The sequence below is a fragment of the Providencia sp. wls1922 genome, assembly GCF_009706505.1.
Taxonomy (GTDB): Bacteria; Pseudomonadota; Gammaproteobacteria; order Enterobacterales; family Enterobacteriaceae; genus Providencia; species Providencia lanzhouensis.
Map to the genome: position 1 here is coordinate 1 of NZ_WLUG01000089.1, position 24,099 is coordinate 24,099.

The window sequence follows — 24,099 nt, forward strand, 5'->3', positions numbered from 1 at the left end:
TCTACTTTATATCCTAACCAAACAGCAAAAAATGCCTCCATTACACGCACTTTTTTCTTTTGTTAAGCCGTTATTTAGAATATTTATCACGGTGAATGATAGAGAATTTGATGGAGATAGTCAGACTGACTTAGAAAGGTCACAAAAAGGAATAATAAGTTCCTTAAGATTACCGGTAAGATATTTGATATACTGTACGCGAGTCAGTCAAACCAATGCTAAACTAGCATAGTTGGCAGCAATACTGTTGTTACCAATAATACTGTTGTTATCAATTTCGTAGGGAATCCGGTACGTGGCTAAAAGAACCTATTCTGTTCGGTACATTGCTGGCGAGCCTGCAAAACGTATTCAGCCTATGCCAATTCATATGCTAGGTGATTCTCTTCCTATTGGTCTTCCTCTGTTTCCTGCGGGTGAAATGCTGGATGTGGTTACGTGGAATATTTATAAGCAGCAGCGACCAAATTGGAAATCTACGTTAGCAGAGCTCGTTAAAGAGAAAAAACTGTTATTGCTCCAGGAAGCACAAATGTCACCAGAATTGGTTTCTTTTGCTGCTTCACATCAATTGGTAGCAGACCAAGTCCCTGCCTTACCTTTTTCTCCTCATCCATCAGGGGTAATGACTCTCGCGACAGCTCACCCTATTTATTGTTGTCCATTACGAGAAAAAGAGCCGCTATTACGTTTAGCGAAATCGGCTTTGATCACGGTTTATCCATTGCCTAATGGTAAGCATTTAATGGTTGCTAACGTACATGCCATTAACTTTAGTTTTGGTGTTGATGTGTATAGAAAGCAATTGAGTAAGTTAGGTTCTCATATTAGCAAACATGTCGGTCCCGTTATTCTCGCGGGGGACTTTAATGCATGGAGCCGTCAGCGAGTAAATGCATTGAAACGCTTTATTCGTTCAGTTGGCTTGAAGGAAGTTCTCTACGATTTAGATTTACGAACAAAAGCTTTTGGTCGTCCATTAGACTTTATGTTTTATCGCGGCTTAACACTGAAAGAAAGCCACGTATTACAGACAGATGCGTCAGATCATAATCCTATCATTACCCAATTTAAATTAACTAATTAATACCTTTTTAAGATTATCCCACCTTATTTATCCCTGTAATTATTGTAGATTTTATTCTCTATTTTATGGGGATTCATACCTTGAAACGATTACTATCTATCGCTTTACTATTTTGCATGCCCTATGCATTAGGAAAAAGTAACCTTGAGTTGGCAAAACAAGCCGAACAATTACCTCGCCTTGTTGTTTATGATTCATCTTATCGCCAGATAGATTACCCTAATGGGGATGTTCCCAGCCATTATGGTGTCTGTTCTGATGTTGTGATACGCAGTTATCGTAAGTTGGGTATTGATCTTCAAAAACAGCTTCATGAAGATATTAAAAAAAACTTTAGCCAGTATCCAAGTCAAAAAATGTGGGGGCTTCGTAAGCCTGATACCAATATTGATCATCGGCGAGTACCTAACTTAGAAACCTTTTTTGCTCGAAAAGGTACTGTTAAACCTATTACGGTAAAAGGGGAGGATTATTTACCCGGTGATATCGTTTCATGGCGTTTAGATAACGGCCGTCCACATATAGGAATTGTGACATCCATCAAAGCATCGAATAGTCGATATTACTTAGTGATGCACAATATTGGATATGGACAAGTTGCTGAGGATGTCTTATTTAAATGGAAGATAGTTGGACATTATTCATATTAATCTTTTTCTTTCAATGAGCTGCAATGAAATTTAATTTTATCACTTATGAATGCTTCACTTTTCTTTTACCAGAGAAAGCGTTTTAATATCTCAAAGTGATTAGTTTTTTTTGTTGATTCTCGAATTATATGCAATTTATTGTATTGGTTGTTATTGGCATTAAACTATATTTATTAAGTGTAAAGCACGGCGATGAGCAGGTTTTATTTATCGGGCTGTTTTATTTCTTAAGGATTTTAAATCATGAAAAATATAGTTATTGTGGGTGGTGGTACTGGCGGTACCATGTTAGCTAATATTTTGGCTAGAAAACTTAATAAAGACATTTTTTCTCAAAGAATAAAAATAACGTTAATAACAGATAATCCGATACATTATTATAAACCTGCATTTATGTATGTGGCTTTTAATATGTTCTTTAAAGAAGAACTAAGCCGACCTGAGCGTGAATTATTAAGACCAGAAATTGAATTAGTCATTGATAAAGTTGACTCATTTGATTTTAAAAATAAAGAATTATACTCAAGAAATAATAAAAAATATCACTATGACTATTTAGTCGTTGCCACAGGGTGTATCCCTAGGCCTGAGCGTATTGAAGGATTAAAGGAAATAGGTAACCATTTTTATGCCTATGATGCCTCGCGTAAATTAGCCGACCAATTATCTAAGATTGAAAAAGGTCGTATTTTTATTACCGTTTCATTTCCTGAAACACCAAACGTTCCCCATCAGTGTGGTATAGCGCCGATGGAAACAACACTCATGATTGATGAGTTTTTACGTAAACGTCGAGTTAGAGATAATATTGAAATTGTTTATACCTATCCAACGGTTGCACAATTACTGCGTAATTGTTTATTCATGCAACAGCCGGTTTGCGAAGTCATTCCTGAAGTATTTGTATCTCGAAATATTAAAGCTCAAAGAGGGTTTACTTTAAATAAAGTCGACCCAGATAAGAAATTAGCTTATTCCAAAGAAGGTGATGAGCAGCCTTTCGATTTATTAATTAGCACTCCACCTATTACCGCAGTAGAGGCGGTCGTAAATACCGGATTAAGTGAACACAATAATGGTGAAGGTTGGTTACCAACAGACCATGAAACAATGCAAGTCTATGGTGTTGAAGGTGTTTATGTTATTGGTGATACAGTTGATTTACCAATTAGTAAAGCGGGGGGGAGCTGCCATAACCAAGCTGCAATTATTGCTGATAATATTTGTGGTGAGTTAATTTATGGTTACCCAGCGGCTATTTATGATGGTCGAGTACAAGCTGTTGCTCAAATGGGATTAACGGCGGGTATGCCTTTGCAATACGATTACAAGCACGATGTTATTCCAACTCCGCCAACAAAGCTCGGTGGATTACTAAGAAATGGCTTCAATAGAGGTATTTATTGGGCAGCAATCCGTGGCTTAGTTTAATAAGGAATTAAAAATGTCGAATAATGAAAATCAAAGTAAATTGCTTGAACTATTAAGTTCCGAATCTGGTAATCATCTTGCTGAAAAATTAGCACCGTTATTACACTTAAATCGCTTAGACAATATTGTGGATCTGCTTTCACTAGTATCTGACCTTGTCGATATATTAGATAACAGTACAGTAGAACGATTATCAAATTCTTTTGAAGATACTTTAGTGCCTGTATGGGAATTAGGTACTGCCTACAATATGGCAAAAATGGAAGGAATACATGATAGTAAAAATCCTAACTTTCGCTCAGTGTATGGATTATTAAAAGATCCAAATACATTGCGTGGAATTACGACGCTTTTGCGAACAATGCAAATTGTCGGTTCTCGATTATCTCAATCCCAAGGAGGGTAATTTTTCGGAGGTGGTATGAGTTTAGATATAAAACGTTCTTTCGAAACACGGGCAATTCATAGTCACTATAATGCACAAGATCATTTAGGTTCATTGGCATCGCCAATTTATCAAACATCGACTTATGTATTTAAAAGTGTCGAAGAGGGCGCAGCCTGTTTTAGTGGTGAAAAAGATGGCTATATTTATACCCGAATTAATAACCCAACATTAAATCTATTGGAAAATAGAATTGCCTCTCTTGAAGAGGGAGAGGCGGCAATTGTGTTCTCGTCAGGTATGGGCGCAATCACGGCTACATTTTGGACATTATTAAATCCGGGTGATGAACTGTTAGTGGACTTAACAGTTTATGGCTGTACTTATGCCTTTTTTCATCATGGGTTGGCTCGATTTGGTGTGAAAATTAAGCACATTGATATGAGTGATCCAGAGAGTGTCGCTCAAGCCATTACGAAAAAAACGCGCATGATATTCTTTGAGTCACCCGCTAACCCGAACATGCGTTTGGTGGATATTGCTGCGGTGAGTGAGATTGCTCATCGACATAATATCTTAGTGGTAGTCGATAACACCTATTGCACGCCGTATATTCAAACACCACTGACATTGGGGGCGGATATTGTGCTGCACTCGTTGACCAAGTACATGAATGGTCATGGGGATGCTATGGGGGGAGCGGTAGCCACAACGGCAGAGTACGCAAAACTAATTCGATTAGTGGGGTTGAAGGATATGACGGGGGCATGCTTATCTCCTCATGACGCTAACCTGATTATTCGAGGAATGAAAACCTTGTCTGTTCGTATGGATAGGATAGTCCAAAGCACACAGAAAATTGCTGAATATTTAGAAGTGAACCCAAAAGTCGCTACCATTATGTACCCGGGTTTGCCGAGTTTTGAGCAGTACCATTTAGCTCAAAAGCAGATGAAATTAGCCGGAGGCATGATTGCATTTGAGCTAAAAGGGGGGCTGGAAGCAGGTAAGCGGTTCTTAAACCATTTAACGCTGTTCTCTAGGGCGGTGAGTTTGGGAGATTGCGAGTCATTGGCGCAGCATCCTGCCAGTATGACTCATTCGACCTATACACCGGAAGAAAGGCTGCAATATGGCATTGGTGATGGGCTGATTCGACTATCTATTGGTTTAGAAAATGTCGATGAGTTAATTGCAGATATTGAACAGGCGCTTGCGTCAGCGTGATGTAGTAGAACTAACGGTTCCATAAAATCAAAAATCATTAAAAAAACAGCCCTAGATCTGTTCGATGTAGGGCTGTTTTATTGATCTCTTAATGAAAAGGGATCAACGTTTTTGGTAATAACGCATCGCAAAGAAAGTGATACTGAGTAAAGCCACCCACACAAAGCCTACGATCAGCGCCACTTGCGTATCTTTAAAGAAGCCTAATAAAGCGATAACAAACACCATAAATGCGATGGTGACTGCTGGACCTACAGGCCAGAACGGTACAGGGAATTTCAGTTTTTTGATTTCTTCTTGGCTCATCTTGCGGCGCATTGCCACTTGTGACAGTAAAATCATTAACCAGACCCACACCGTTGCGAAGGTCGCGATTGACGCGATGATCACAAAGATTTTTTCTGGTAACAGGTAGTTCAGATAAACCCCTAATAACATCACAACGGACATCACCAGCACTGTTACCCATGGCACACCGCTTTTGGTCAGTTTAGTAAAGACTTTCGGTGCTTGCCCATCTTGAGCCATACCATACATCATGCGACCTGCGCCAAAAATATCACTGTTGATAGCGGAAATTGCAGCTGTGATCACCACGATATTCAGGATATTGGCTGCGGATTGAATACCTAAGCTATCGAAGATTTGGACAAACGGACTACCGTTTTGACCGATTTGATTCCATGGGTAGATACACATCAGGATAAACAGCGTTAATCCATAGAATAATAGAATACGGATAGGCACCGCATTGATAGCTTTAGGAATGGTTTTTTCAGGATTTTGCGCTTCACTTGCCGTGATACCAATTACCTCAATACCACCAAAAGCAAACATAACGATGGCTAGAGAGGCTATCACCCCTTCAATGCCATTTGGCATAAAGCCGCCATGCTCCCATAAGTTTTGGATACCCACTTCATGGTTAGTTTCTTGACCAAAACCGTAGATCATCAAGAAGGCACCGCCGACAATCATGGCAATAATAGCACTAACTTTAATAATCGATAGCCAGAATTCCATCTCACCGAAAATCTTAACGTGGCAAAGATTGAGGGCGCTAATAAATAGCACGATACTCAATACCCATACCCATTGGTCGACATGCGGGAACCAGAAGCCCATATACATCCCGAAGGCCGTAATATCGGCTAAACAGACTACCAGCATTTCAAATACGTAGTTCCAACCTGTTAAAAAACCCGCTAGAGGACCCATATAATGGCTTGCGTAGTGAGAGAATGAACCAGGGACTGGATGATGAACCGCCATTTCGCCGAGGGCACGCATCACCATAAATACAGCGGCACCACCTAACATGTAGGCAAGTAACACCGCAGGACCTGCTGCCTGAATCGCAGACGCAGAACCGTAGAATAGCCCAGTACCAATCGCTGACCCTAAGGCCATAAAGCGAATGTGCCGGACACTCAGCCCCTTTCTGAGTTGATTTTGTTCACTACTTTGCATGTCTTTTCCTGTCATTGACTTTATTTCGAAATATTGTACCGAATATTGTTTCGGTTTCGTTGTTTGAGTTGACGTACTTTCCTGAACGCAGGGTGACTACATTATCACAAAGTGCATTGCCCGCGAGATAGATATCTGCAATATAATATGCGCCAAATGGAATCTTCTAGGAGCAATATGAAATACCCAATTAATGAAATCTTCCAAACTTTACAGGGGGAAGGTGTTTTTACTGGCGTCCCTGCTGTTTTTATTCGTTTGCAAGGCTGTCCAGTGGGCTGTAGTTGGTGCGATACCAAACAGACCTGGGACAAAGAGCCCGCGAAGGAATCCACATTGGGTGATATTGCATTAAAAACACAAGACAGTGATTTATGGGCAATGTCCGATGCCGAAAGCTTAATCCAACTGATGCAACAAAACGGCTATACCGCAAAACACATCGTGATAACGGGCGGAGAACCGTGTATTTATGATTTAACGAACTTAACGCAATCCCTTGAAGCGAAGGGGTTTCAATGTCAGATTGAAACCAGCGGCACTTACCCAATCATCTGCACTGAAAATACCTGGGTCACTGTCTCGCCGAAAGTGGGTATGAAAGGTGGATTGCAAGTACTCGAACAGGCGATTAATCGTGCCAATGAAATCAAGCATCCTGTAGCGCGTGAAAAGGATATTGAAGCCCTTGATCAGCTATTATCTTTGCGAACTCAAGGGGAGCCACCGATTGTGGCGCTTCAGCCTATTAGCCAAAAAATGTCAGCGATGAAGCTATGTATTGATACCTGCATCCAACGCAACTGGCGGCTATCCATTCAAACCCATAAATATTTAAATATTCAGTAATCATTATGTCTTTGAGCTGTAGGTGATAACTTACAGCTCAGCACCTATTTGGCTTAGGCTTCTCCGCGATATACACAGCCTGCATTGCAGGTTTCTTTAACCGTAATGGCACTTAATAGTGGTAACAGTGGCTTGGTTTGCTGCCAAATCCAGCGAGCAAGTACTTCACTGGTTGGGTTTTCTAACCCTTCAATCTCATTTAAATAGTGATGGTCTAGACGCTCATAGATAGGTTTAAAGGCGCTTTTCACATCAGCAAAATCCATGATCCATCCCGTATGCGCATCAATTTCACCCGTGATTTCTAAGCGCACCATGAAAGAGTGCCCATGCAGGCGACCACATTTATGCCCCTCGGGTACATGAGGAAGGCGGTGGGCTGCTTCAAAGTGAAAATCTTTGTAGATGGTTGTGCTCATAAATTTCTCCTTACTAATGTTTAGTAGCGTATTCTACTGTTATTTTTACTCAAAATGTCGTTATTTATCGATTTCTGGCTAATCTTTTTATTCGATATTCATCATCGAATATTTTCTTTAGGATTTTTAGCTATTAGTTATGGCTATAGTTTCTTATCTTCCTAGTTATGGCTGTTATAACCTTTATCTTCATTTGGGATAGAGAATGGCATATATAACGTTTTATTGACTATTCAATGATGGATCACGTTGGAGTGACAAAATAATGCAAAACAAGCAACCTCCATTATCAGCATTACCGATTTCGACGGAGCAATTAGGGCGCTTACAAACCGCAGTGGGGGATTATTCATCCCATCAACTGGCTTGGCTATCTGGCTATTTGTGGGGAATGGTGAATCAAAACAGTGCGCAAAGTGAATCTGTTCCTGCAAGCAATGCGCCTCAAGAAACCGTGACCATTATTTCAGCCTCCCAAACGGGTAATGCCCGTCGTTTAGCTGAGCAGCTTCGAGAAAAGCTACTGAGTGAGAAAATCAGTGCCAATTTAGTCAATGCTGGTGATTACAAGTTTAAGCAGATAAACCAAGAGAAAGTGGTGATCGTTGTGGCATCCACCCAAGGTGAAGGGGAGCCAGCCGAAGAGGCCGTTGCATTACATAAATATTTGAATTCGAAGAAAGCCCCCGATCTCTCAGCCGCCCATTACGCGGTTTTTGCACTTGGCGATTCTTCTTATGAGCATTTTTGCCAAGCCGGAAAAGATTTCGATAGCCAGTTTGAGAAACTCGGGGCGAGTGCGTTGCTTCCTCGGGTCGATGCGGATGTTGAATATCAGGCATTGGCAGACGAGTGGGTAAGCTCTTTGACGCAGATTTTAAAAGCGCGAGTACCTGCTCAGTCAGATAGCCAGCTCATCAATACTCAATCTGGCAGTGTGAATCAGCTCGATTCTTCCCCATACACCAAAACGGCGCCATTAACCGCTTCGCTGTTGAGTAACCAAAAGATCACGGGGCGCGGATCGGACAAAGATGTGCGCCATATTGAGATTGATTTGGGGAATTCTGGTTTACGCTATCAGCCGGGAGATGCACTAGGCGTGTGGTTTGATAATGACCCTGCGTTAGTGGATGAGCTGATTAGCCTGTTATGGCTACAAGGGGATGAAGACGTATTTATTGGTCAACAGCGCCATTCGCTGCGTGATGCGTTAACTTACCAGCTGGAACTGACCCAAAATACCCATTTGATCGTCGAAAAATACGCTCAGTTATCCAAAGATGATAGCTTATTAGGCTTGATCAGTGATAAGCCAGCCATTATGCAGTATGCACAAACCACGCCTATCGTTGATATGGTACGCCAAGCGGCGGCTCAACCAAGTGCGCAAGAGTTTGTGGATTTACTGCGCCCATTAACGCCACGCTTGTATTCCATTTCTTCTTCACAGGCAGAAGCGACGGATGAAGTCCATGCTACCGTCGGGGTTGTACGCTATGAGATTGATGGACGTCCAAGAACAGGCGGTGCTTCTGGCTTCTTAGCGGATCGTCTCAATGAAGGTGACGAACTGCGGGTGTTTATTGAACATAATGATAATTTCCGCCTACCCGCAGACTCAAATACTCCCGTGATTATGATTGGTCCGGGAACGGGAATTGCCCCATTCCGCGCTTTCTTACAACAACGTGATAACGACGGTAGCGAAGGTAAAAACTGGCTGTTTTTTGGCAATCCGCACTTTGTTGACGACTTCTTATATCAAGTCGAATGGCAGCGTTATGTCAAAGACGGTTTGCTGACCCATATTTCATTAGCGTGGTCGCGGGATCAGGCTGAAAAAGTGTATGTGCAAGACAAATTGCGCGAACAAGGTAGCGAAGTGTGGGACTGGATCCAACAAGGCGCACATATTTATGTGTGTGGGGATGCAAATCGCATGGCGAAAGATGTGGAACAAGCATTATTGGATGTCATCAGCGAGCACGGGCACATGGATGAAGAGCAAGCGGATGATTTTTTAAGTGAGCTGCGTGTGATGCGCCGTTATCAGAGGGACGTTTATTAATGAGCAATGAACATCAAAAAGTTGCACCTCAGCCGGCCTTAGTGGTTGAAGGAAAGCTCGCTGACAGCGAGCGGATGAAGCAGCAAAGTAACTATTTACGAGGCACTATCAAAGACGATCTCAAAAACGGCTTAACAGGCGGTTTTGACGGAGATAATTTCTTGCTGATCCGTTTTCACGGAATGTATCAACAAGATGACAGAGATATTCGCGCAGAGCGAGCAGAGCAGAAGTTAGAACCGCGTCATGCCATGATGCTGCGTTGTCGCTTACCGGGAGGCATCATTACCCCGAAACAGTGGCTCGATATTGATAAATTTGCCTCTGAGCACACGTTATACGGCAGCATTCGTATTACCAACCGTCAAACATTCCAGTTTCACGGTATTCTCAAAGGGGATGTGAAGCCGGCGCACCAAATGCTCAGCCATGTGGGGCTGGATGCGTTAGCTACCGCCAATGACGTAAACCGTAACGTACTGTGTACGTCTAACCCTGTGCAGTCTGAACTGCATCAGCAAGCCTATGAATGGGCGAAAAAAATCTCTGAGCATTTGCTACCTCGCACCAGTGCGTATGCTGAGATTTGGTTGGATAAAGAAAAGATTGTGACCACCGATGAAGAGCCGATTCTAGGGCAAACCTATCTTCCTCGGAAATTTAAAACTACCGTGGTGATCCCACCGCTAAATGATGTGGATCTCCATGCTAATGATATGAACTTTGTGGCGATTGCTGAAAAAGGGCAATTGATCGGTTTCAACGTGCTGGTGGGCGGCGGTTTAGCGATGACCCACGGCGATACCAACACGTTCCCACGTCTTGCCAGTGAATTTGGTTTTATTCCCTTAGATAAAACCTTGGCAATTGCTGAAGCGATTGTCACTACGCAGCGTGATTGGGGAAACCGGACTGATCGTAAAAATGCCAAAACCAAATACACCCTTGAGCGAGTTGGGATAGAGGTGTTTAAAGCGGAAGTGGAAAAACGAGCTGGTGTGCAGTTTGACGCTATTCGTCCTTACCAATTTACGGAGCGTGGCGACCAAATTGGTTGGTTAAAAGGCATTGATAATCGCTGGCATTTAACCTTATTTGTGGAGAATGGGCGCTTAATCGACTTAGCGGACAAACCGTTAAAAACCGGCGTCGCCGAGATCGCGAAAATCCATAAAGGGGACTTTCGCCTGACGGCCAACCAAAACTTAATTGTGGCGGGGATTGAGGAAGAAGACAAAGCGGCAATAGAGAAAATTGCTATTGAGCACGGTTTGATGAGCAATGAAGTGACGCGTCAGCGTGAAAACTCGATGGCGTGTGTCTCTTTCCCAACCTGTCCGCTAGCGATGGCGGAAGCGGAGCGCTTTTTACCGGAGTTCGTCACGCAAGTTGAAAACATCATGGCGGCGCATCATGTGGCGAATGAGCATATTGTTTTACGTGTAACTGGCTGCCCAAATGGTTGTGGTCGCGCGATGCTGGCGGAAGTTGGGCTGGTGGGTAAAGCTCTCGACCGTTATAACTTACATTTAGGTGGAAATCGCATCGGTACGCGTATCCCTAGAATGTATAAGGAAAATATCAGCAGTGCAGAGATTTTAGCCATCATGGATGAGCTGATTGGTCGCTGGGCGGCTGAACGTCAACCGAATGAAGGTTTTGGTGATTACCTGATCCGCGCTAACGTCGTGAAGCCAGTACTCAACTCAGCTATCGACTTTTACGAGGTCAAGGAGGCGGTATGAGCCGACTTCAATTAGCGCAAGTTCAGCCGTTAGATAAACAGGCTCAAGTTGCTTATTTAGCGGAATTCAACGCGAAACTTGAAGAAATGACTGCGCTAGCTCGCGTTGAATGGGCGGTTGAACATCTTCCTGCTGAATTCGTGTTGTCATCAAGCTTTGGCATCCAAGGTGCTTTGGCGCTGCACTTAGTCACGCAAGTGGTCCCCAATATTCCTGTGATTTTAACGGATACGGGTTATTTGTTTCCTGAAACTTACCAGTTTATTGAACAGTTAACGGAACGGTTAAACTTAAACTTGAAAGTGTACCGAGCGGAAACCAGCCCTGCATGGCAAGAAGCCATTCATGGGCAGTTGTGGACTCAAGGGGTTGAAGGAATTGAGCGTTATAACCTATTGAACAAAGTAGAGCCTATGACGCGGGCGCTGCATGAATTGCAGGCGCAAAGTTGGTTTTCAGGACTAAGACGAGAACAATCGGCGAGCCGAGCAGCGTTACCAGTGCTGAGTATTGGTCGCGGGATTTTTAAAATTCTGCCAGTGATTGATTGGAATAATAAAGAAGTTTATCAGTATTTGACCAAACATAATTTACCCTACCATCCATTATGGGAAAAAGGGTATTTATCGGTGGGAGATACTCATACCAGTCGTCCATGGGAACCCGGTATGAGTGAAGAGCAAACTCGTTTCTTTGGTTTAAAGCGTGAATGCGGGCTACATGAAAATTAATGTTTTTTTAAAAAACTAAAGACTTCGTTTAAATAATTAATTACTTACATTACTAATAAGTAGAAAGTTAATTTATTTGTGTAATAACAAAGGGATGCCTTTATCTAAAATAAGGGTGTCCCTTTATTTTTTATTTATGTCAAATCGCGGAAGATAGGCTTAATTTACTGGGTTTTCCCCTCTTTATTTAGCTTATGCCTTTCTGTTCCTATTCATGCTTTTTTGTCATTTCAAAGTGACCAATTCACGCCATATAGTCAATTTCATTGCTCTTATAATTAAAATGTTGGATGGAAGCGATTTATGGATTATCTACCCTTATTTGTGAGTGTGCGAGAAAGACAAGTTGTCTTGATTGGCGGCGGTGTGGTCGCCGCACGTAAAGCCGAATTACTATTGAAAGCCCATGCCTCGCTGGTGGTGATTTCCCCTGAACTTTGCGAAAGCTTGCAGTTGGCTTATCAGCAAAAACAATTGCACTGGGTACAGCAACCTTATCAAGCTTATCACCTTGATGATGCTTACTTGGTGATTGCTGCCACGGATGACCAAGCGCTCAATGAGAAAGTTTTTCATGATGCACAGCAGAGACATATTTTTGTCAATGTGGTGGATGACCAGCCCCTCTGTTCCTTTATTGTTCCCTCGATTATCGACCGTTCTCCCATTATGGTGGCGATTTCATCGGGTGGCACCGCGCCTGTGTTAGCAAAATTATTACGGGAAAAACTGGAAACCTTGCTGCCAACATCGTTGGGAAAAATGGCGGAGATTGCAGGGCGCTGGCGTGAGCGCGTAAAACAGAATCTGACTAAGCTCAGTGAGCGTAAACGTTTTTGGGAATTGAGTTTTAGCGGGCGCTTTGCCTCTTTGGTGGAAAGCGGGCAACTGGATGATGCCGAAAAGCAGCTGGAGCAACAGCTAGCGAAGCCGGATAACCAAGGGGAGTTAACCTTAGTGGGGGCTGGACCGGGTGATGCGGGGCTATTAACACTTAAAGGCTTGAGAGTTCTGCAAAATGCGGATGTGGTGCTGTATGACCATCTGGTGAGCACGGAAATCCTTGATCTTGTTCGCCGTGATGCAGACAAAGTCTGTGTGGGTAAGCGAGCAGGAAATCATAGCGTTTCCCAAGAGGAAACTAATCAATTGATCGTCAACTATGCTCAGCAAGGCAAAAAGGTTGTTCGCTTAAAAGGTGGGGATCCGTTTATTTTTGGTCGTGGTGGTGAAGAGTTGCAAGTTGCTGCCGAAGCCAACATTCCTTTTCAAGTTGTACCCGGTATCACCGCCGCTATTGGTGCGGCGGCTTATGCGGGGATCCCACTGACCCACAGAGAACACGCGCAGAGTATCACGTTTATTACCGGACATTGCCGACAAGAAGGAGCGGAGTTGGACTGGCAAGCATTAGCTCGCGGTCACCAAACTCTGGCTATCTACATGGGCACTGTGACAGCCGCTAATATTCGCCAGCAGCTTATTCAATATGGACGTCATCGAGATACCCCCGTAGCCGTGATTGGTTGTGGGACTCGGCAAAATCAAAAAGTGATTGTGGGAGCGTTGCATGAATTGGAGTCATTGGCTCAGCAAGCGCCAGCACCTGCATTAATCGTCATTGGTGAAGTGGCGGCATTACATCAGCAGCTGGCGTGGTTTGGTCAGCAATCCGAAACCATTCAATGGCGCTCAGCCGTGCTGGAATTGGCTTAATCGAGGAGTAAATCGTGAACGAAAAAAAATTAACCCACTTACAGCAATTAGAAGCGGAAAGTATTCATATTATTCGTGAAGTGGCGGCGGAATTTGCTAACCCTGTGATGCTCTATTCCATTGGTAAAGACTCATCCGTGATGCTGCATTTGGCTCGAAAAGCATTTTACCCTGGGACTATCCCTTTCCCTTTGCTGCATGTGGATACCGGATGGAAATTTCGTGAAATGTACCAGTTCCGTGATGAGACGGCGAAAAAATACGGTTTTGAATTATTGATTCACCGAAATCCTGAAGGGGAGCGTCTCGGTATCAATCCGTTTGTTCATGGTAGCGCTAAGCATACAGATATCATGAAAACCGAGGGTTTAAAGCAGGCGCTAGATAAATATGGCTTTGATGCCGCGTTCGGTGGTGCTAGGCGTGATGAAGAAAAATCACGCGCAAAAGAACGAATTTATTCATTCCGTGATCGCTCGCATCGCTGGGATCCGAAAAACCAAAGACCGGAGCTTTGGCACAATTACAACGGGCAAATTAATAAAGGGGAAAGTATCCGCGTCTTCCCATTATCCAATTGGACTGAGCTGGATATTTGGCAATATATCTACTTAGAAAACATCGATATTGTCCCACTCTATTTTGCGGATGAACGTCCTGTGATTGAGCGTGATGGCACCTTAATCATGGTGGATGATGGGCGTATAGAGCTAAAAGCGGGAGAGGTCATCGCCAAGAAAAAAGTACGTTTTCGGACATTAGGCTGCTGGCCATTGACGGGGGCTGTGCCGTCGAATGCCAGCACACTACCTGAAATTATCGAAGAGATGTTGCTATCCACCACCAGTGAACGCCAAGGGCGTTTGATTGATAGTGACCAATCCGCCTCTATGGAGCTGAAAAAGCGCCAAGGCTATTTTTAATCAATCGGTGAGGAGAGCAACATCATGGCTGAATTAGCGTATAACGACGCAATGGCGCATCAAATTCAACAGCAAGGTGGCGTAGAAGCTTACTTGCTGGCTCAGCAACATAAGGGATTATTGCGATTTCTTACCTGTGGCAATGTGGATGATGGGAAAAGTACCTTGATTGGACGCTTGCTGCATGACACTCAACAAATCTACCAAGATCAATTGTCAGTTTTACAAAGCGACAGTAAGCGGATAGGGACTCAAGGCGAGAAATTGGATCTGGCATTGCTGGTGGATGGATTAGCGGCTGAACGCGAGCAGGGGATCACCATCGATGTGGCATATCGCTATTTTTCGACGGAAAAACGCAAGTTTATCATCGCGGATACCCCGGGACATGAACAATATACCCGCAATATGGCGACAGGCGCATCAACGTGCTCACTCTCTATTCTGTTGATCGATGCTCGAAAAGGCATTCAAGAGCAAACGCGACGCCACAGTTTTATTAGTACGCTCTTGGGGATCCGCCATTTGATCGTGGCGGTGAATAAGATGGATCTGGTGGATTATAGTCAGTCCGTGTTTGATAAAATTCAGCAAGATTACCAGCAATTTGCGCAGCAACTTCCGGTAGATTTAAACGTCTGGTTTGTGCCAATCTCTGCACTGGATGGGGACAACATCGTATCACCAAGCGAGAATTTGCCATGGTATCAAGGGGAAACGTTATTGTCGTTACTGGAAACGGTGCAAGTCACTCAGACGGCCGCTGACCAGCCATTGCGTTTTCCTGTGCAATATGTGAATCGTCCAAACTTAGATTTTCGTGGCTACAGTGGCACCGTGTCATCGGGGGTTGTACAGGTAGGGCAAAGAGTGAAAGTGCTGCCTTCAGGAAGCGTTTCAACCATCAAAGAGATTGTGACATTTTCCGGTAACCCGACTTCAGCCATTGCGGGTGAGGCGATTACGATAGTACTAAACGATGAGATTGATATCAGTCGCGGCGATTTAATTGTCGCTGAAAATGAGGAGCTGCTTGCGAGTCAGCATGCATTAGTGGATGTGGTGTGGATGTCAGAACAGCCGCTGGTGCAAGGTCAACAAGTGGATATTAAAGTGGCAGGCAAGCGAAGCCGAGGCAAAGTTGAAAACATTCAGTATCAAGTGGATGTGAATAACTTAACTCAGAAAGTGGCCACTGAACTGCCATTGAACGGCATCGGTTTGGTGGAGTTTTCATTCGATGAACCGTTACTACTGGAAAATTACCAAAATAATGGGGATACCGGTGGGATGATTTTGATTGATAGGCTAACAAACGTGACGGTGGGGGCAGGGCTAGTTCGAGAAGCGCAGCCAGAAGAAACGGTACACCGTGGTGAATTTAGCCAATTCGAAATTGAGCTTAACCAACTGATCCGCCGCCACTTCCCTCATTGGGGTGCCCGCGATGTGTTAGGTGGGAAGTAACGTTATGGATACATTGGAAAATGGTCGGTCGGAGAATATTGTTTGGCATTCCCATAATGTGACTCGGCAATGGCGAGAGCAGCACAATGGTCACAAAGGCGCAGTGCTGTGGTTGACGGGCTTATCGGGATCAGGAAAGTCCACGTTGGCGGGGGCGATAGAGACACAATTGGCGAATTTGGGGATCAAAACCTATCTTCTAGATGGAGATAATGTTCGCCATGGATTATGTCGTGACCTTGGATTTGGTGATGGGGATCGGCAGGAAAATATTCGACGAATTGGCGAAGTTGCAAAGTTAATGGTGGATGCGGGGCTGATTGTGGCGACGGCGTTTATTTCTCCCTATCAAGAAGATAGACAGCGAGTTCGCGAATTGTTTGAACCTGATCAGTTCTATGAGTTGTATGTGGATACGCCCATTGAAGTTTGTGAAAAGCGAGATCCCAAAGGGTTATATCAGCAAGCGCGAGCAGGGAAAATATCTCATTTCACGGGGATTGATTCGCCTTATCAACCACCACAAAATCCAGAACTTCACCTTGATGGCCTGCGTCCTATTCATGATTCTTTAGCGCAGGTGATTCAACTGCTGCAACAGCGAAATATCATTTCTATAGCAAATTGATTTTACATAAATATCATCCTTTTCTACATTTATAGGGAATTGGGTGATATTTAATCTCTTCTAGCGCGAACAATTCTGACTTTTTTAGACAATATTTGCATCGCAGTAGCGTCATGCGCTTAGTTATGGGATGATTAGCAAATCATTTCAGGGGGCAAGATGGGTAAATTAACGCTACTATTAATTGCGATATTAGCTTGGTTACAATATTCCTTATGGTTAGGCAAAAATGGCATCCATGACTATGTCAAAGTCAAGGATGATGTTGCTGCGCAGGAAATTGTGAATACGCGTTTAAAACAGCGTAATGAGCAGCTATTTGCAGAAATCAATGACTTGAATGATGGTCAGGATGCAATTGAAGAACGCGCACGTAGCGAGCTAGGTATGTTAAAACCTGGGGAATCATTCTATCGAATGGTCAAAGAGCGTAATAATCCACCGTCATCTCAATAATCATCGTGTAGGGTCGACCACACCCAAGAGCCTGATAATTTCTGATGTAAGATTCGAATCATGATAAATCCAAGAACATCCAGCGCAGCACCGATTGTTGCGTTGATCCCCGCTGCCGGAGTGGGCAGTCGTATGAATGCAGATTGCCCAAAGCAATATTTGTCGATCGCAGGGAAAACCATTATTGAACACACCATTGATGCCTTATTGCGCAGTGGAGACGTACAAAAAATCGTGGTTGCATTAAGCGCTGAAGATGATTATTTCCATCACCTCGATATTGCCAAAGATCCTCGCGTTGTCACGGTTATCGGGGGGAAAGAGCGTGCAAATTCAGTATTATCAGGATTAAACTATCTGGTTTCGCAACCTGAGTATGATGATGCTTGGGTATTGGTGCATGATGCGGCACGTCCGTGTCTGCATTTAGATGATTTAAATACTATCGTTCAGTTAGCCACTCAGAATGATTGTTGTGGGGGGATACTGGCGGCTCCGGTTCGGGATACGATGAAACGGGGCGTGGAGGGAACGCAAAGTATTTCCCATACTGTTGAGCGAGAAGCGCTCTGGCATGCCTTAACACCGCAGTTTTTCCCATTAGTATTACTACGTGACTGTTTAGATAAAGCATTGAAAGAAAATGCAGTAATCACGGATGAGGCTTCCGCACTTGAGCATTGCGGTTATCAACCGATATTAGTATCAGGGCGAGCTGATAACCTTAAGGTGACGCGACCAGAGGACTTGGCGCTAGCGGAATTTTATCTTTCAAGAATGAAATCATAAGGAAAAAAAATGAGAATCGGACACGGTTTTGATGTGCATAAGTTTGGTGGTGAAGGCCCTATCGTTATTGGTGGCGTTCGCATTCCTTACGAACAAGGTCTTATCGCACATTCGGATGGTGATGTGGTTTTACACGCGCTGACAGACGCCATTTTAGGTGCTGCGGCACTCGGGGATATCGGAAAATTATTCCCAGATACTGACCCGGCATATAAAGGCGCAGATAGCCGAGTATTACTCAGAGAAGCCTTTTGCCAAGTACGTAAAAAAGGTTATTTGATTGGCAATATCGACGTCACTATCATGGCACAAGCGCCCAAAATGTTGCCGCATATCCCACAAATGCGCGTGAATATTGCCGAAGATCTCGAATGCCACATGGACGACGTCAATGTGAAAGCAACCACCACAGAACAATTGGGTTTTGTGGGGCGAAAAGAAGGGATTGCTTGCGCCGCTGTGGTTTTACTTATCAAAGATAATAGTAATGAAAGTTATGAATGTTCAGTACCTGCATGGTAAACCCCTCTCTTCAGGGACACTAAAAAGTATTCCTGAAGATTTCGTGGTGAAAGAAGATTTAGGTTTTGAGCTTGATGGCGAAGGCGAGCACGTTATGGTTCGCGTCGAAAAAACAGGCTGCAATACATTATTTGTTGCGGAGCAACTGGCAAAATTTGCTAAAATCTCAGCCAGAGCAGTCAGTTACTCGGGATTAAAAGATAGACATGCGGTGACAGAGCAGTGGTTCTGTCTGCAAATGCCGGGTAAAGACACGCCCGATTTTTCTGCTTGGCAGCTTGAAGGGTGCCGTGTATTAGCGGTCACTCGTCAGAAACGCAAATTACGTATTGGTTCCCTAAAAGGGAATCAATTCGAAGTGACATTGCGGGATATTACGGACACCGATGATGTAGAACAACGCCTACAAAAAGTGGCTGATTTAGGTGTTCCGAACTATTTTGGCGAACAACGTTTTGGTCGGGATGGGCAAAACTTGGTTCAAGCTCGCCGCTGGGCAAATCAAGAAATTACAGTACGTGAACGAAATAAACGCAGTTTTTATCTCTCTGCCGCGCGAAGTGCTATGTTTAATGATATCGCCAGTGCGCGAATTGCAAATCAGACACAGCAACACGCAATGTTAGGGGATGCACTGCAATTAACCGGGCGTGGTAGCTGGTTTGTGGCGACAGCAGAAGAGTTAGACTCTCTGCAAGTTCGTTTACAATCTGCTGAGCTAAGTGTGACAGCGCCGCTTCCTGGGGATGGTGATTTAGGCACCCAAGATGATGCCCTTGCTTTCGAGACTCACTGTCTACAAGATTATCAGCCATTTATGGCACTAATGAAAAGTGAGCGAGTGTCTCCAGCGAGACGGGCTGTACTGGTTAAGCCGCAAAATCTGCAATGGCAGTGGCTAGACTCGTCAACCGTGAAGCTGTGTTTTTTCCTAAATTCAGGCAGTTTTGCCACGAGTGTAGTACGCGAAATTATTAATCAGGATTGTGTGGATGCTGAATATATTATTGAGTAACGATGATGGGGTGACTGCGCCGGGGATTCAAACTTTGGCGGCGGCATTACGCCAACATTATCATGTGCAGGTGATTGCACCCGATCGCAACCGTAGTGGTGCTTCAAACGCACTAACGTTGGATAGACCATTAAAAATCCAAACATTAAGTAATGGTGACCTTGCTGTTCAAGAAGGTACACCGACGGATTGCGTGTATATTGGGGTGAATAAAGTTGTGCGTCCTCGCCCTGATATTGTGGTCTCTGGAATTAACTGTGGTCCAAATCTTGGGGACGATGTGATTTATTCTGGTACCGTTGCAGCGGCGACAGAAGGGCGTCACTTAGGTTTGCCTTCTATTGCGGTTTCATTGGATGGCGATGTGCATTATGAAACGGCGGCCAAGGTAACGTGCGATATCCTCACTATGCTGCAAAAAAAATCCATTACGTGCGGGAAATATCTTGAATATCAATGTGCCAGATATTCCTTATGATGAGTTAAAAGGGATTAAAGTTACCCGCTGTGGCAGCCGTCATGCGGCATCTGAAGTTTATAATTTGGAAGATCCTCGCGGTAATATGCTTTATTGGTTAGGACCGGTTGGGGAAATTCGTGATGCAGGTCCGGGCACGGATTTTGAAGCCGTACAAAATGGCTATGTTTCAATAACGCCATTGCAAGTGGATTTAACGTCTTATAAAACTCAGTCAGTATTAGAAGAGTGGCTAGATAAGTCAGGAGTGAAGGCAAAATGAAAATCGGGCTCATGAAAGAACTGCTGGCACAGTTGCGCCAACAGGGAATTCACGATGAGCGCCTATTAGACGCGCTCGCGCTAGTTCCTCGCGAACGGTTTGTTGACGAAGCGCTCTCTCATCAAGCCTACGATAATATCCCATTACCAATTGGTCATGGGCAGACCATTTCACAGCCGTATATTGTGGCAAAAATGACCGCCTTATTGGCGGTTAAACCGACGGACCATGTGCTGGAAATTGGCACGGGATCTGGGTATCAGACGGCGGTTTTGGCTCATCTTTGTGAGCATGTGTATTCAGTCGAAAGAGTCAAAAGCTTGCAGTGGACGGCAAAACGTCGCTTCAAGTTGTTAGATTTACACAATATTTCTACTCGCCACGGTGATGGCTGGGAAGGCTGGCAATCAAAAGGTCCTTTTGATGGGATCATTGTCACTGCCGCACCTAGCGAAATTCCGTCATTGTTACTTAAGCAGTTAAAAGATGGAGGGCGCCTAGTGCTCCCTGTCGGTGACAAAGATCAGGCTCTGAAATTAATTACCCGTCGCGGTAATGACTATCACACCAATGTGATTGAAAAAGTACGTTTTGTCCCTCTTGTTGCCGGTGATTTGAGCTAATAGCCCTTTAAGTTATTTGGAATTAATGGGTTATTTCGCTCAAACTGTTAAGTGATAATCTCAATTTGTTATACTTTTGATACATTTAACTTGTCCATTATTTTATATTTCTGCTTTAATAAGCGAAATATTTTAAGATACTAATATTCAATAAGCATTAATTGCATTCTAACCCTTTAGTATCAGGTCAGATTTTTCTTCACGGGAGAAGAAATATGAAAATTGTTAGCCCAATAAACAGAATTCGATGGGCGGTTATCTTTTCATTTAGCGGTGCTTTATTAGCAGGATGCTCAACGCCTTATCATCCCGCAGCACCGATTTCGAGTGTGAATGATGGAGGTTCATCTAGCCAACAATCTGCACCAAGAACGGTGCCTAATCCTCCGTCCAATACTGGAATGAGTACGGCGATGCCTTCAGACAGACCTAATTTGTCGTCTAATAGTTCGATGGGAAATAATACCTCTAGACCTGTTTCAACCAGCAGCGATGGACGTATTGTTTATAATCGAGACTACGGCCGCATTTCTAAAGGCAGTTATAACGGCAACACCTACACCGTTCAGCGCGGCGATACTCTGTTTTATATCGCCTATATAACGGGTAATGATTTCCGTGAGTTAGCATCGAAAAACAATATTTCTGAACCATACAGCTTGGATGTAGGTCAGGTGATAAATATTGGTAATACAAATGTGAGCCCGATCACACAAACGGCGTCAAATAGTCAACAGCGCCCGGTTGATATTCAACCAACTAATGGGTATCCTGAAAATAGTAGCGGGCAGAATTCAGGTAAGATGTTGCCGAATAACAAGAAACCAGCCTCAACGGTTTCAACGACAACAGCGAGCCCAACCACTACGACTGCAACAGCAACAACAGGAAGTAGCACCAACAATTCGTCAATTAAATGGCGTTGGCCTGCTGATGGGAAGATGATTGAAGGCTTCTCTGATGCGCAAGGTGGAAACAAAGGTGTTGATATTGCTGGTTCTCGCGGTCAATCTGTTATTGCAGCTGCTCCTGGTAAAGTCGTCTATGCTGGCAATGCACTGCGCGGATATGGAAATCTCATAATAATAAAACATAACGATGACTACTTAAGTGCCTACGCACATAACGATACGTTACTTGTGCGTGACCAACAGGATGTTGCTGAAGGTCAGAAGATAGCCACTATGGGTAGCACCGGAACAAGTTCTGTTCGTTTGCATTTTGAAATTCGTTATAAGGGAAAATCAGTAAACCCGTTGCGTTATTTACCGCAGCGATAAACTGGGCGGAGTGACACATTCCGTCCTCATTATCTTGGGTCGGAGTCACTGATGAGCCAAAGTTCGCTGAAAGTTAACGAGTTGTATAATGACCTCGATGAAAATGCGATGGATGAAGCATTTGATGAGAGTCAATTCAAAGAAGAGGATCTAGTTTCAGAACTGGATGAAGACACGGAGTTACTCCAAAGCGCGAGTCAACGTGTTTTGGATGCAACCCAAATTTATCTCAGTGAAATTGGATTCTCTCCACTCCTCACCGCAGAGGAAGAAGTTTTCTATGCCCGCAGAGCCCTTCGGGGGGATGTGGCATCGCGTCAGCGCATGATAGAAAGCAACCTTCGCTTAGTGGTAAAAATATCTCGCCGTTATAACAACCGAGGTCTTGCCTTGCTCGATCTGATCGAAGAAGGAAATCTTGGGTTGATTCGTGCAGTTGAAAAGTTTGATCCTGAAAAAGGCTTCCGTTTTTCAACATATGCGACTTGGTGGATCCGTCAAACGATTGAACGTGCCATCATGAATCAAACCCGAACAATCCGTCTACCGATTCATATCGTCAAAGAACTCAATATTTACCTTCGTACAGCCCGTGAACTTGCTCAAAAGCTCGATCACGAGCCAAGTCCTGAAGAGATAGCTGAACAATTAGATAAACCTGTTGAAGATGTCAGCCGAATGCTACGTTTAAATGAGCGCATTACATCGGTTGATACGCCTATCGCAGGGGATTCTGAGAAGTCATTGCTGGAAGTATTATCGGATGATAATGATTCAGGGCCTGAAAACACTATCCAAGATAACAACTTAAAAGAGAATATCGTTAAGTGGTTATATGAACTCAATCCTAAGCAACGTGAAGTCTTAGCGCGTCGTTTTGGTTTGTTGGGATATGAAGCGGAAACTCTGGAAGAGGTTGGGCGCGAAATTGGGCTCACTCGTGAAAGAGTTCGTCAAATTCAGGTTGAAGGTTTAAGACGTCTAAAAGATATTTTACAAGGCGAAGATTTAACGCTGGAAGCGTTATTCAATATGTAATCTGCCGTGTTAAAACACATGAAGCCTCTGTTGTCATTGATAACAGAGGCTTTTCTTTTTAGTCGGTGGAGTTAATCAATCGGTACGCCGCTATGGAATTTAAAATCATCATCTGGCGTTGAAATCAACTGCGCTTCAACTTCTCCATAAAAACGTACACGCTCAGTAATATCTGTTTTACTAATCAACTGGGCAAGTTGTAGGTAATCCTGATAATGGCGCGCTTCTGAACGTAGTAATGAGGTATAAAAATTGGCAAGTTGCTCATCTAAGTGTGGCGCTAATTTGGCAAACCGCTCGCAAGAGCGTGCTTCAATGTAAGCTCCAATAATAAGCTTATCCACCAAGGTTTTCGGATCATGAGGATCTAAATGGTTGAATAACCCTTTTGCGTAACGCCCTGCGGTGATGCCATCATACGCAATGTCTCGCTGATGCATAATTTCTAGCACTTGGTAAAAATGGTGCAATTCCTCTTTGATTAACAACACCATTTTATTAATCAAATCTTGGCTATACGGAGACTGTTTTTTTGCTAGGATCTGTTTTGAAATTTGGTTCTTATTCTTCAATGTGTGAACATCACCAATGCGATCATATGCAAAGGCTTCATAGGGTTTGAACCACTCTAATAAAATCGCCGCACTTTCTTTATCCACTGCATATTTGCGAATTAAAAACATGGCACTTTGCGCCGCTTTTAATTCACACAGCAGATGATCCTTCAAAATCGTCGGTAAATTTTCAGGCTGACTGGCTTTGTGGATCCACGCATCGGGAGTTTCACACTGCAAAAATTGCTTAATTGGCGCTAATAATTCAGCGTACTCATCCATG

At 43.7% G+C, this 24,099-nt stretch carries 24 protein-coding genes and 1 pseudogene; 22 read left to right on the top strand and 3 right to left on the bottom strand.

The window, feature by feature from the left end; translation table 11 throughout:
• The 6 genes from GKR71_RS20055 to GKR71_RS10385 all read left to right on the top strand — a co-directional run.
• Window positions 1–232, top strand: a 232-nt coding sequence (locus tag GKR71_RS20055; protein ID WP_230085063.1) for a hypothetical protein, incomplete at its 5' end; no start/stop codon positions are given.
• A gap of 63 nt (window positions 233–295) precedes the next feature.
• The gene (locus GKR71_RS10365; RefSeq protein ID WP_036955808.1) at window positions 296–1,087 is read left to right on the top strand and encodes an endonuclease/exonuclease/phosphatase family protein; all 792 of its coding nucleotides are present in this window, start codon (window positions 296–298) and stop codon (window positions 1,085–1,087) included.
• A 116-nt stretch (window positions 1,088–1,203) separates the two neighbouring features.
• Window positions 1,204–1,737, top strand: a complete 534-nt coding sequence (locus GKR71_RS10370; protein WP_230083387.1) for a DUF1287 domain-containing protein — start codon at window positions 1,204–1,206, stop codon at window positions 1,735–1,737.
• Window positions 1,738–1,980: 243 nt separating this feature from the next.
• Window positions 1,981–3,168 carry an NAD(P)/FAD-dependent oxidoreductase gene (locus GKR71_RS10375; protein ID WP_036955804.1) on the top strand — a complete coding sequence of 396 codons (1,188 nt, stop codon included), beginning with the start codon at window positions 1,981–1,983 and terminating at the stop codon, window positions 3,166–3,168.
• A 13-nt stretch (window positions 3,169–3,181) separates the two neighbouring features.
• Window positions 3,182–3,574, top strand: coding sequence for a hypothetical protein (locus tag GKR71_RS10380; RefSeq protein ID WP_108478388.1), 393 nt, complete (start codon window positions 3,182–3,184; stop codon window positions 3,572–3,574).
• 15 nt (window positions 3,575–3,589) lie between these two features.
• Window positions 3,590–4,780: a methionine gamma-lyase gene (locus GKR71_RS10385; protein ID WP_154634254.1), complete on the top strand. Its 1,191-nt coding sequence runs from the start codon at window positions 3,590–3,592 to the stop codon at window positions 4,778–4,780.
• A gap of 102 nt (window positions 4,781–4,882) precedes the next feature.
• Here the strand turns inward: GKR71_RS10385 and GKR71_RS10390 are convergent, their stop codons facing one another.
• Window positions 4,883–6,250, bottom strand: coding sequence for an amino acid permease (locus GKR71_RS10390; protein ID WP_154634255.1), 1,368 nt, complete (start codon window positions 6,248–6,250; stop codon window positions 4,883–4,885).
• 177 nt (window positions 6,251–6,427) lie between these two features.
• On the opposite strand from GKR71_RS10390, the gene queE reads away from it, so the two are divergent.
• Window positions 6,428–7,099, top strand: coding sequence for a 7-carboxy-7-deazaguanine synthase QueE (gene queE / locus GKR71_RS10395; RefSeq protein ID WP_154634256.1), 672 nt, complete (start codon window positions 6,428–6,430; stop codon window positions 7,097–7,099).
• Between the two features lie 53 nt (window positions 7,100–7,152).
• On the opposite strand, the gene queD is transcribed toward queE, so the two are convergent.
• Window positions 7,153–7,518: a 6-carboxytetrahydropterin synthase QueD gene (gene queD, locus GKR71_RS10400; RefSeq protein ID WP_036955790.1), complete on the bottom strand. Its 366-nt coding sequence runs from the start codon at window positions 7,516–7,518 to the stop codon at window positions 7,153–7,155.
• A gap of 265 nt (window positions 7,519–7,783) precedes the next feature.
• Here queD and cysJ point away from each other — a divergent pair, with 265 nt between their 5' ends.
• The 15 genes and pseudogenes from cysJ (at window position 7,784) to rpoS (ending at window position 23,262) form a co-directional block, all read left to right on the top strand.
• Window positions 7,784–9,589, top strand: a complete 1,806-nt coding sequence (gene cysJ, locus GKR71_RS10405) for an NADPH-dependent assimilatory sulfite reductase flavoprotein subunit (protein ID WP_154634257.1) — start codon at window positions 7,784–7,786, stop codon at window positions 9,587–9,589.
• Window positions 9,589–11,334 (top strand): assimilatory sulfite reductase (NADPH) hemoprotein subunit, encoded by a 1,746-nt coding sequence (cysI, locus tag GKR71_RS10410; protein ID WP_036955784.1) that lies wholly within the window; start codon window positions 9,589–9,591, stop codon window positions 11,332–11,334. Before cysJ ends, cysI begins: the two co-directional genes overlap by 1 nt.
• Window positions 11,331–12,065 carry a phosphoadenylyl-sulfate reductase gene (locus tag GKR71_RS10415; RefSeq protein ID WP_154634258.1) on the top strand — a complete coding sequence of 245 codons (735 nt, stop codon included), beginning with the start codon at window positions 11,331–11,333 and terminating at the stop codon, window positions 12,063–12,065. The genes cysI and GKR71_RS10415 overlap by 4 nt, the downstream gene beginning before the upstream one ends.
• Window positions 12,066–12,368: 303 nt before the next feature.
• Complete coding sequence (gene cysG, locus GKR71_RS10420) at window positions 12,369–13,781, top strand: siroheme synthase CysG (RefSeq protein ID WP_154634259.1); 1,413 nt, start codon at window positions 12,369–12,371, stop codon at window positions 13,779–13,781.
• Between the two features lie 14 nt (window positions 13,782–13,795).
• Window positions 13,796–14,704, top strand: coding sequence for a sulfate adenylyltransferase subunit CysD (gene cysD, locus GKR71_RS10425; RefSeq protein WP_036955774.1), 909 nt, complete (start codon window positions 13,796–13,798; stop codon window positions 14,702–14,704).
• A gap of 24 nt (window positions 14,705–14,728) precedes the next feature.
• Window positions 14,729–16,171 carry a sulfate adenylyltransferase subunit CysN gene (gene cysN / locus GKR71_RS10430; RefSeq protein ID WP_154610009.1) on the top strand — a complete coding sequence of 481 codons (1,443 nt, stop codon included), beginning with the start codon at window positions 14,729–14,731 and terminating at the stop codon, window positions 16,169–16,171.
• Between the two features lie 4 nt (window positions 16,172–16,175).
• Entirely contained in the window at window positions 16,176–16,799 is a 624-nt protein-coding gene (gene cysC / locus GKR71_RS10435; RefSeq protein WP_108478381.1) for an adenylyl-sulfate kinase, read from the top strand.
• 159 nt (window positions 16,800–16,958) lie between these two features.
• Window positions 16,959–17,255, top strand: coding sequence for a cell division protein FtsB (gene ftsB, locus GKR71_RS10440; RefSeq protein WP_036955764.1), 297 nt, complete (start codon window positions 16,959–16,961; stop codon window positions 17,253–17,255).
• 60 nt (window positions 17,256–17,315) lie between these two features.
• Window positions 17,316–18,044: a 2-C-methyl-D-erythritol 4-phosphate cytidylyltransferase gene (gene ispD, locus GKR71_RS10445; protein ID WP_036955761.1), complete on the top strand. Its 729-nt coding sequence runs from the start codon at window positions 17,316–17,318 to the stop codon at window positions 18,042–18,044.
• 9 nt (window positions 18,045–18,053) lie between these two features.
• A complete protein-coding gene (gene ispF, locus GKR71_RS10450; protein WP_108478380.1) occupies window positions 18,054–18,566 on the top strand; it encodes a 2-C-methyl-D-erythritol 2,4-cyclodiphosphate synthase in 513 nt (170 codons plus the stop codon).
• On the top strand, window positions 18,532–19,581 hold the full coding sequence (gene truD / locus GKR71_RS10455; RefSeq protein WP_154634260.1) for a tRNA pseudouridine(13) synthase TruD: 1,050 nt from the start codon (window positions 18,532–18,534) through the stop codon (window positions 19,579–19,581). The genes ispF and truD overlap by 35 nt, the downstream gene beginning before the upstream one ends.
• Window positions 19,559–20,321 (top strand): annotated as a pseudogene (gene surE / locus GKR71_RS10460) (5'/3'-nucleotidase SurE). Before truD ends, surE begins: the two are co-directional and overlap by 23 nt.
• The gene (locus GKR71_RS10465) at window positions 20,318–20,944 is read left to right on the top strand and encodes a protein-L-isoaspartate(D-aspartate) O-methyltransferase (RefSeq protein ID WP_036955749.1); all 627 of its coding nucleotides are present in this window, start codon (window positions 20,318–20,320) and stop codon (window positions 20,942–20,944) included. Before surE ends, GKR71_RS10465 begins: the two are co-directional and overlap by 4 nt.
• 215 nt (window positions 20,945–21,159) lie before the next feature.
• Window positions 21,160–22,224 carry a murein hydrolase activator NlpD gene (nlpD, locus tag GKR71_RS10470; protein WP_036955743.1) on the top strand — a complete coding sequence of 355 codons (1,065 nt, stop codon included), beginning with the start codon at window positions 21,160–21,162 and terminating at the stop codon, window positions 22,222–22,224.
• Between the two features lie 51 nt (window positions 22,225–22,275).
• The gene (gene rpoS, locus GKR71_RS10475; RefSeq protein WP_108478377.1) at window positions 22,276–23,262 is read left to right on the top strand and encodes an RNA polymerase sigma factor RpoS; all 987 of its coding nucleotides are present in this window, start codon (window positions 22,276–22,278) and stop codon (window positions 23,260–23,262) included.
• Window positions 23,263–23,333: 71 nt separating this feature from the next.
• Here the strand turns inward: rpoS and miaE are convergent, their stop codons facing one another.
• On the bottom strand, window positions 23,334–24,098 hold the full coding sequence (miaE, locus tag GKR71_RS10480) for a tRNA isopentenyl-2-thiomethyl-A-37 hydroxylase MiaE (RefSeq protein WP_154634261.1): 765 nt from the start codon (window positions 24,096–24,098) through the stop codon (window positions 23,334–23,336).
• Window position 24,099: the final 1 nt, after the last annotated feature.

What these genes read in the sequence shown, in the direction of transcription:
- GKR71_RS10370 (WP_230083387.1), top strand. Translation starts at nt 1,204, where the DNA reads ATGCCCTATGCATTAGGAAAAAGTAACCTTGAGTTGGCAAAACAAGCC.
- GKR71_RS10375 (WP_036955804.1), top strand. Translation starts at nt 1,981, where the DNA reads ATGAAAAATATAGTTATTGTGGGTGGTGGTACTGGCGGTACCATGTTA.
- GKR71_RS10380 (WP_108478388.1), top strand. Translation starts at nt 3,182, where the DNA reads ATGTCGAATAATGAAAATCAAAGTAAATTGCTTGAACTATTAAGTTCC.
- GKR71_RS10385 (WP_154634254.1), top strand. Translation starts at nt 3,590, where the DNA reads ATGAGTTTAGATATAAAACGTTCTTTCGAAACACGGGCAATTCATAGT.
- GKR71_RS10390 (WP_154634255.1), bottom strand. Translation starts at nt 6,250, where the DNA reads ATGCAAAGTAGTGAACAAAATCAACTCAGAAAGGGGCTGAGTGTCCGG.
- queE (WP_154634256.1), top strand. Translation starts at nt 6,428, where the DNA reads ATGAAATACCCAATTAATGAAATCTTCCAAACTTTACAGGGGGAAGGT.
- queD (WP_036955790.1), bottom strand. Translation starts at nt 7,518, where the DNA reads ATGAGCACAACCATCTACAAAGATTTTCACTTTGAAGCAGCCCACCGC.
- cysJ (WP_154634257.1), top strand. Translation starts at nt 7,784, where the DNA reads ATGCAAAACAAGCAACCTCCATTATCAGCATTACCGATTTCGACGGAG.
- cysI (WP_036955784.1), top strand. Translation starts at nt 9,589, where the DNA reads ATGAGCAATGAACATCAAAAAGTTGCACCTCAGCCGGCCTTAGTGGTT.
- GKR71_RS10415 (WP_154634258.1), top strand. Translation starts at nt 11,331, where the DNA reads ATGAGCCGACTTCAATTAGCGCAAGTTCAGCCGTTAGATAAACAGGCT.
- cysG (WP_154634259.1), top strand. Translation starts at nt 12,369, where the DNA reads ATGGATTATCTACCCTTATTTGTGAGTGTGCGAGAAAGACAAGTTGTC.
- cysN (WP_154610009.1), top strand. Translation starts at nt 14,729, where the DNA reads ATGGCTGAATTAGCGTATAACGACGCAATGGCGCATCAAATTCAACAG.
- cysC (WP_108478381.1), top strand. Translation starts at nt 16,176, where the DNA reads ATGGATACATTGGAAAATGGTCGGTCGGAGAATATTGTTTGGCATTCC.
- ftsB (WP_036955764.1), top strand. Translation starts at nt 16,959, where the DNA reads ATGGGTAAATTAACGCTACTATTAATTGCGATATTAGCTTGGTTACAA.
- ispD (WP_036955761.1), top strand. Translation starts at nt 17,316, where the DNA reads ATGATAAATCCAAGAACATCCAGCGCAGCACCGATTGTTGCGTTGATC.
- ispF (WP_108478380.1), top strand. Translation starts at nt 18,054, where the DNA reads ATGAGAATCGGACACGGTTTTGATGTGCATAAGTTTGGTGGTGAAGGC.
- truD (WP_154634260.1), top strand. Translation starts at nt 18,532, where the DNA reads ATGAAAGTTATGAATGTTCAGTACCTGCATGGTAAACCCCTCTCTTCA.
- GKR71_RS10465 (WP_036955749.1), top strand. Translation starts at nt 20,318, where the DNA reads ATGAAAATCGGGCTCATGAAAGAACTGCTGGCACAGTTGCGCCAACAG.
- nlpD (WP_036955743.1), top strand. Translation starts at nt 21,160, where the DNA reads ATGAAAATTGTTAGCCCAATAAACAGAATTCGATGGGCGGTTATCTTT.
- rpoS (WP_108478377.1), top strand. Translation starts at nt 22,276, where the DNA reads ATGAGCCAAAGTTCGCTGAAAGTTAACGAGTTGTATAATGACCTCGAT.
- miaE (WP_154634261.1), bottom strand. Translation starts at nt 24,098, where the DNA reads ATGGATGAGTACGCTGAATTATTAGCGCCAATTAAGCAATTTTTGCAG.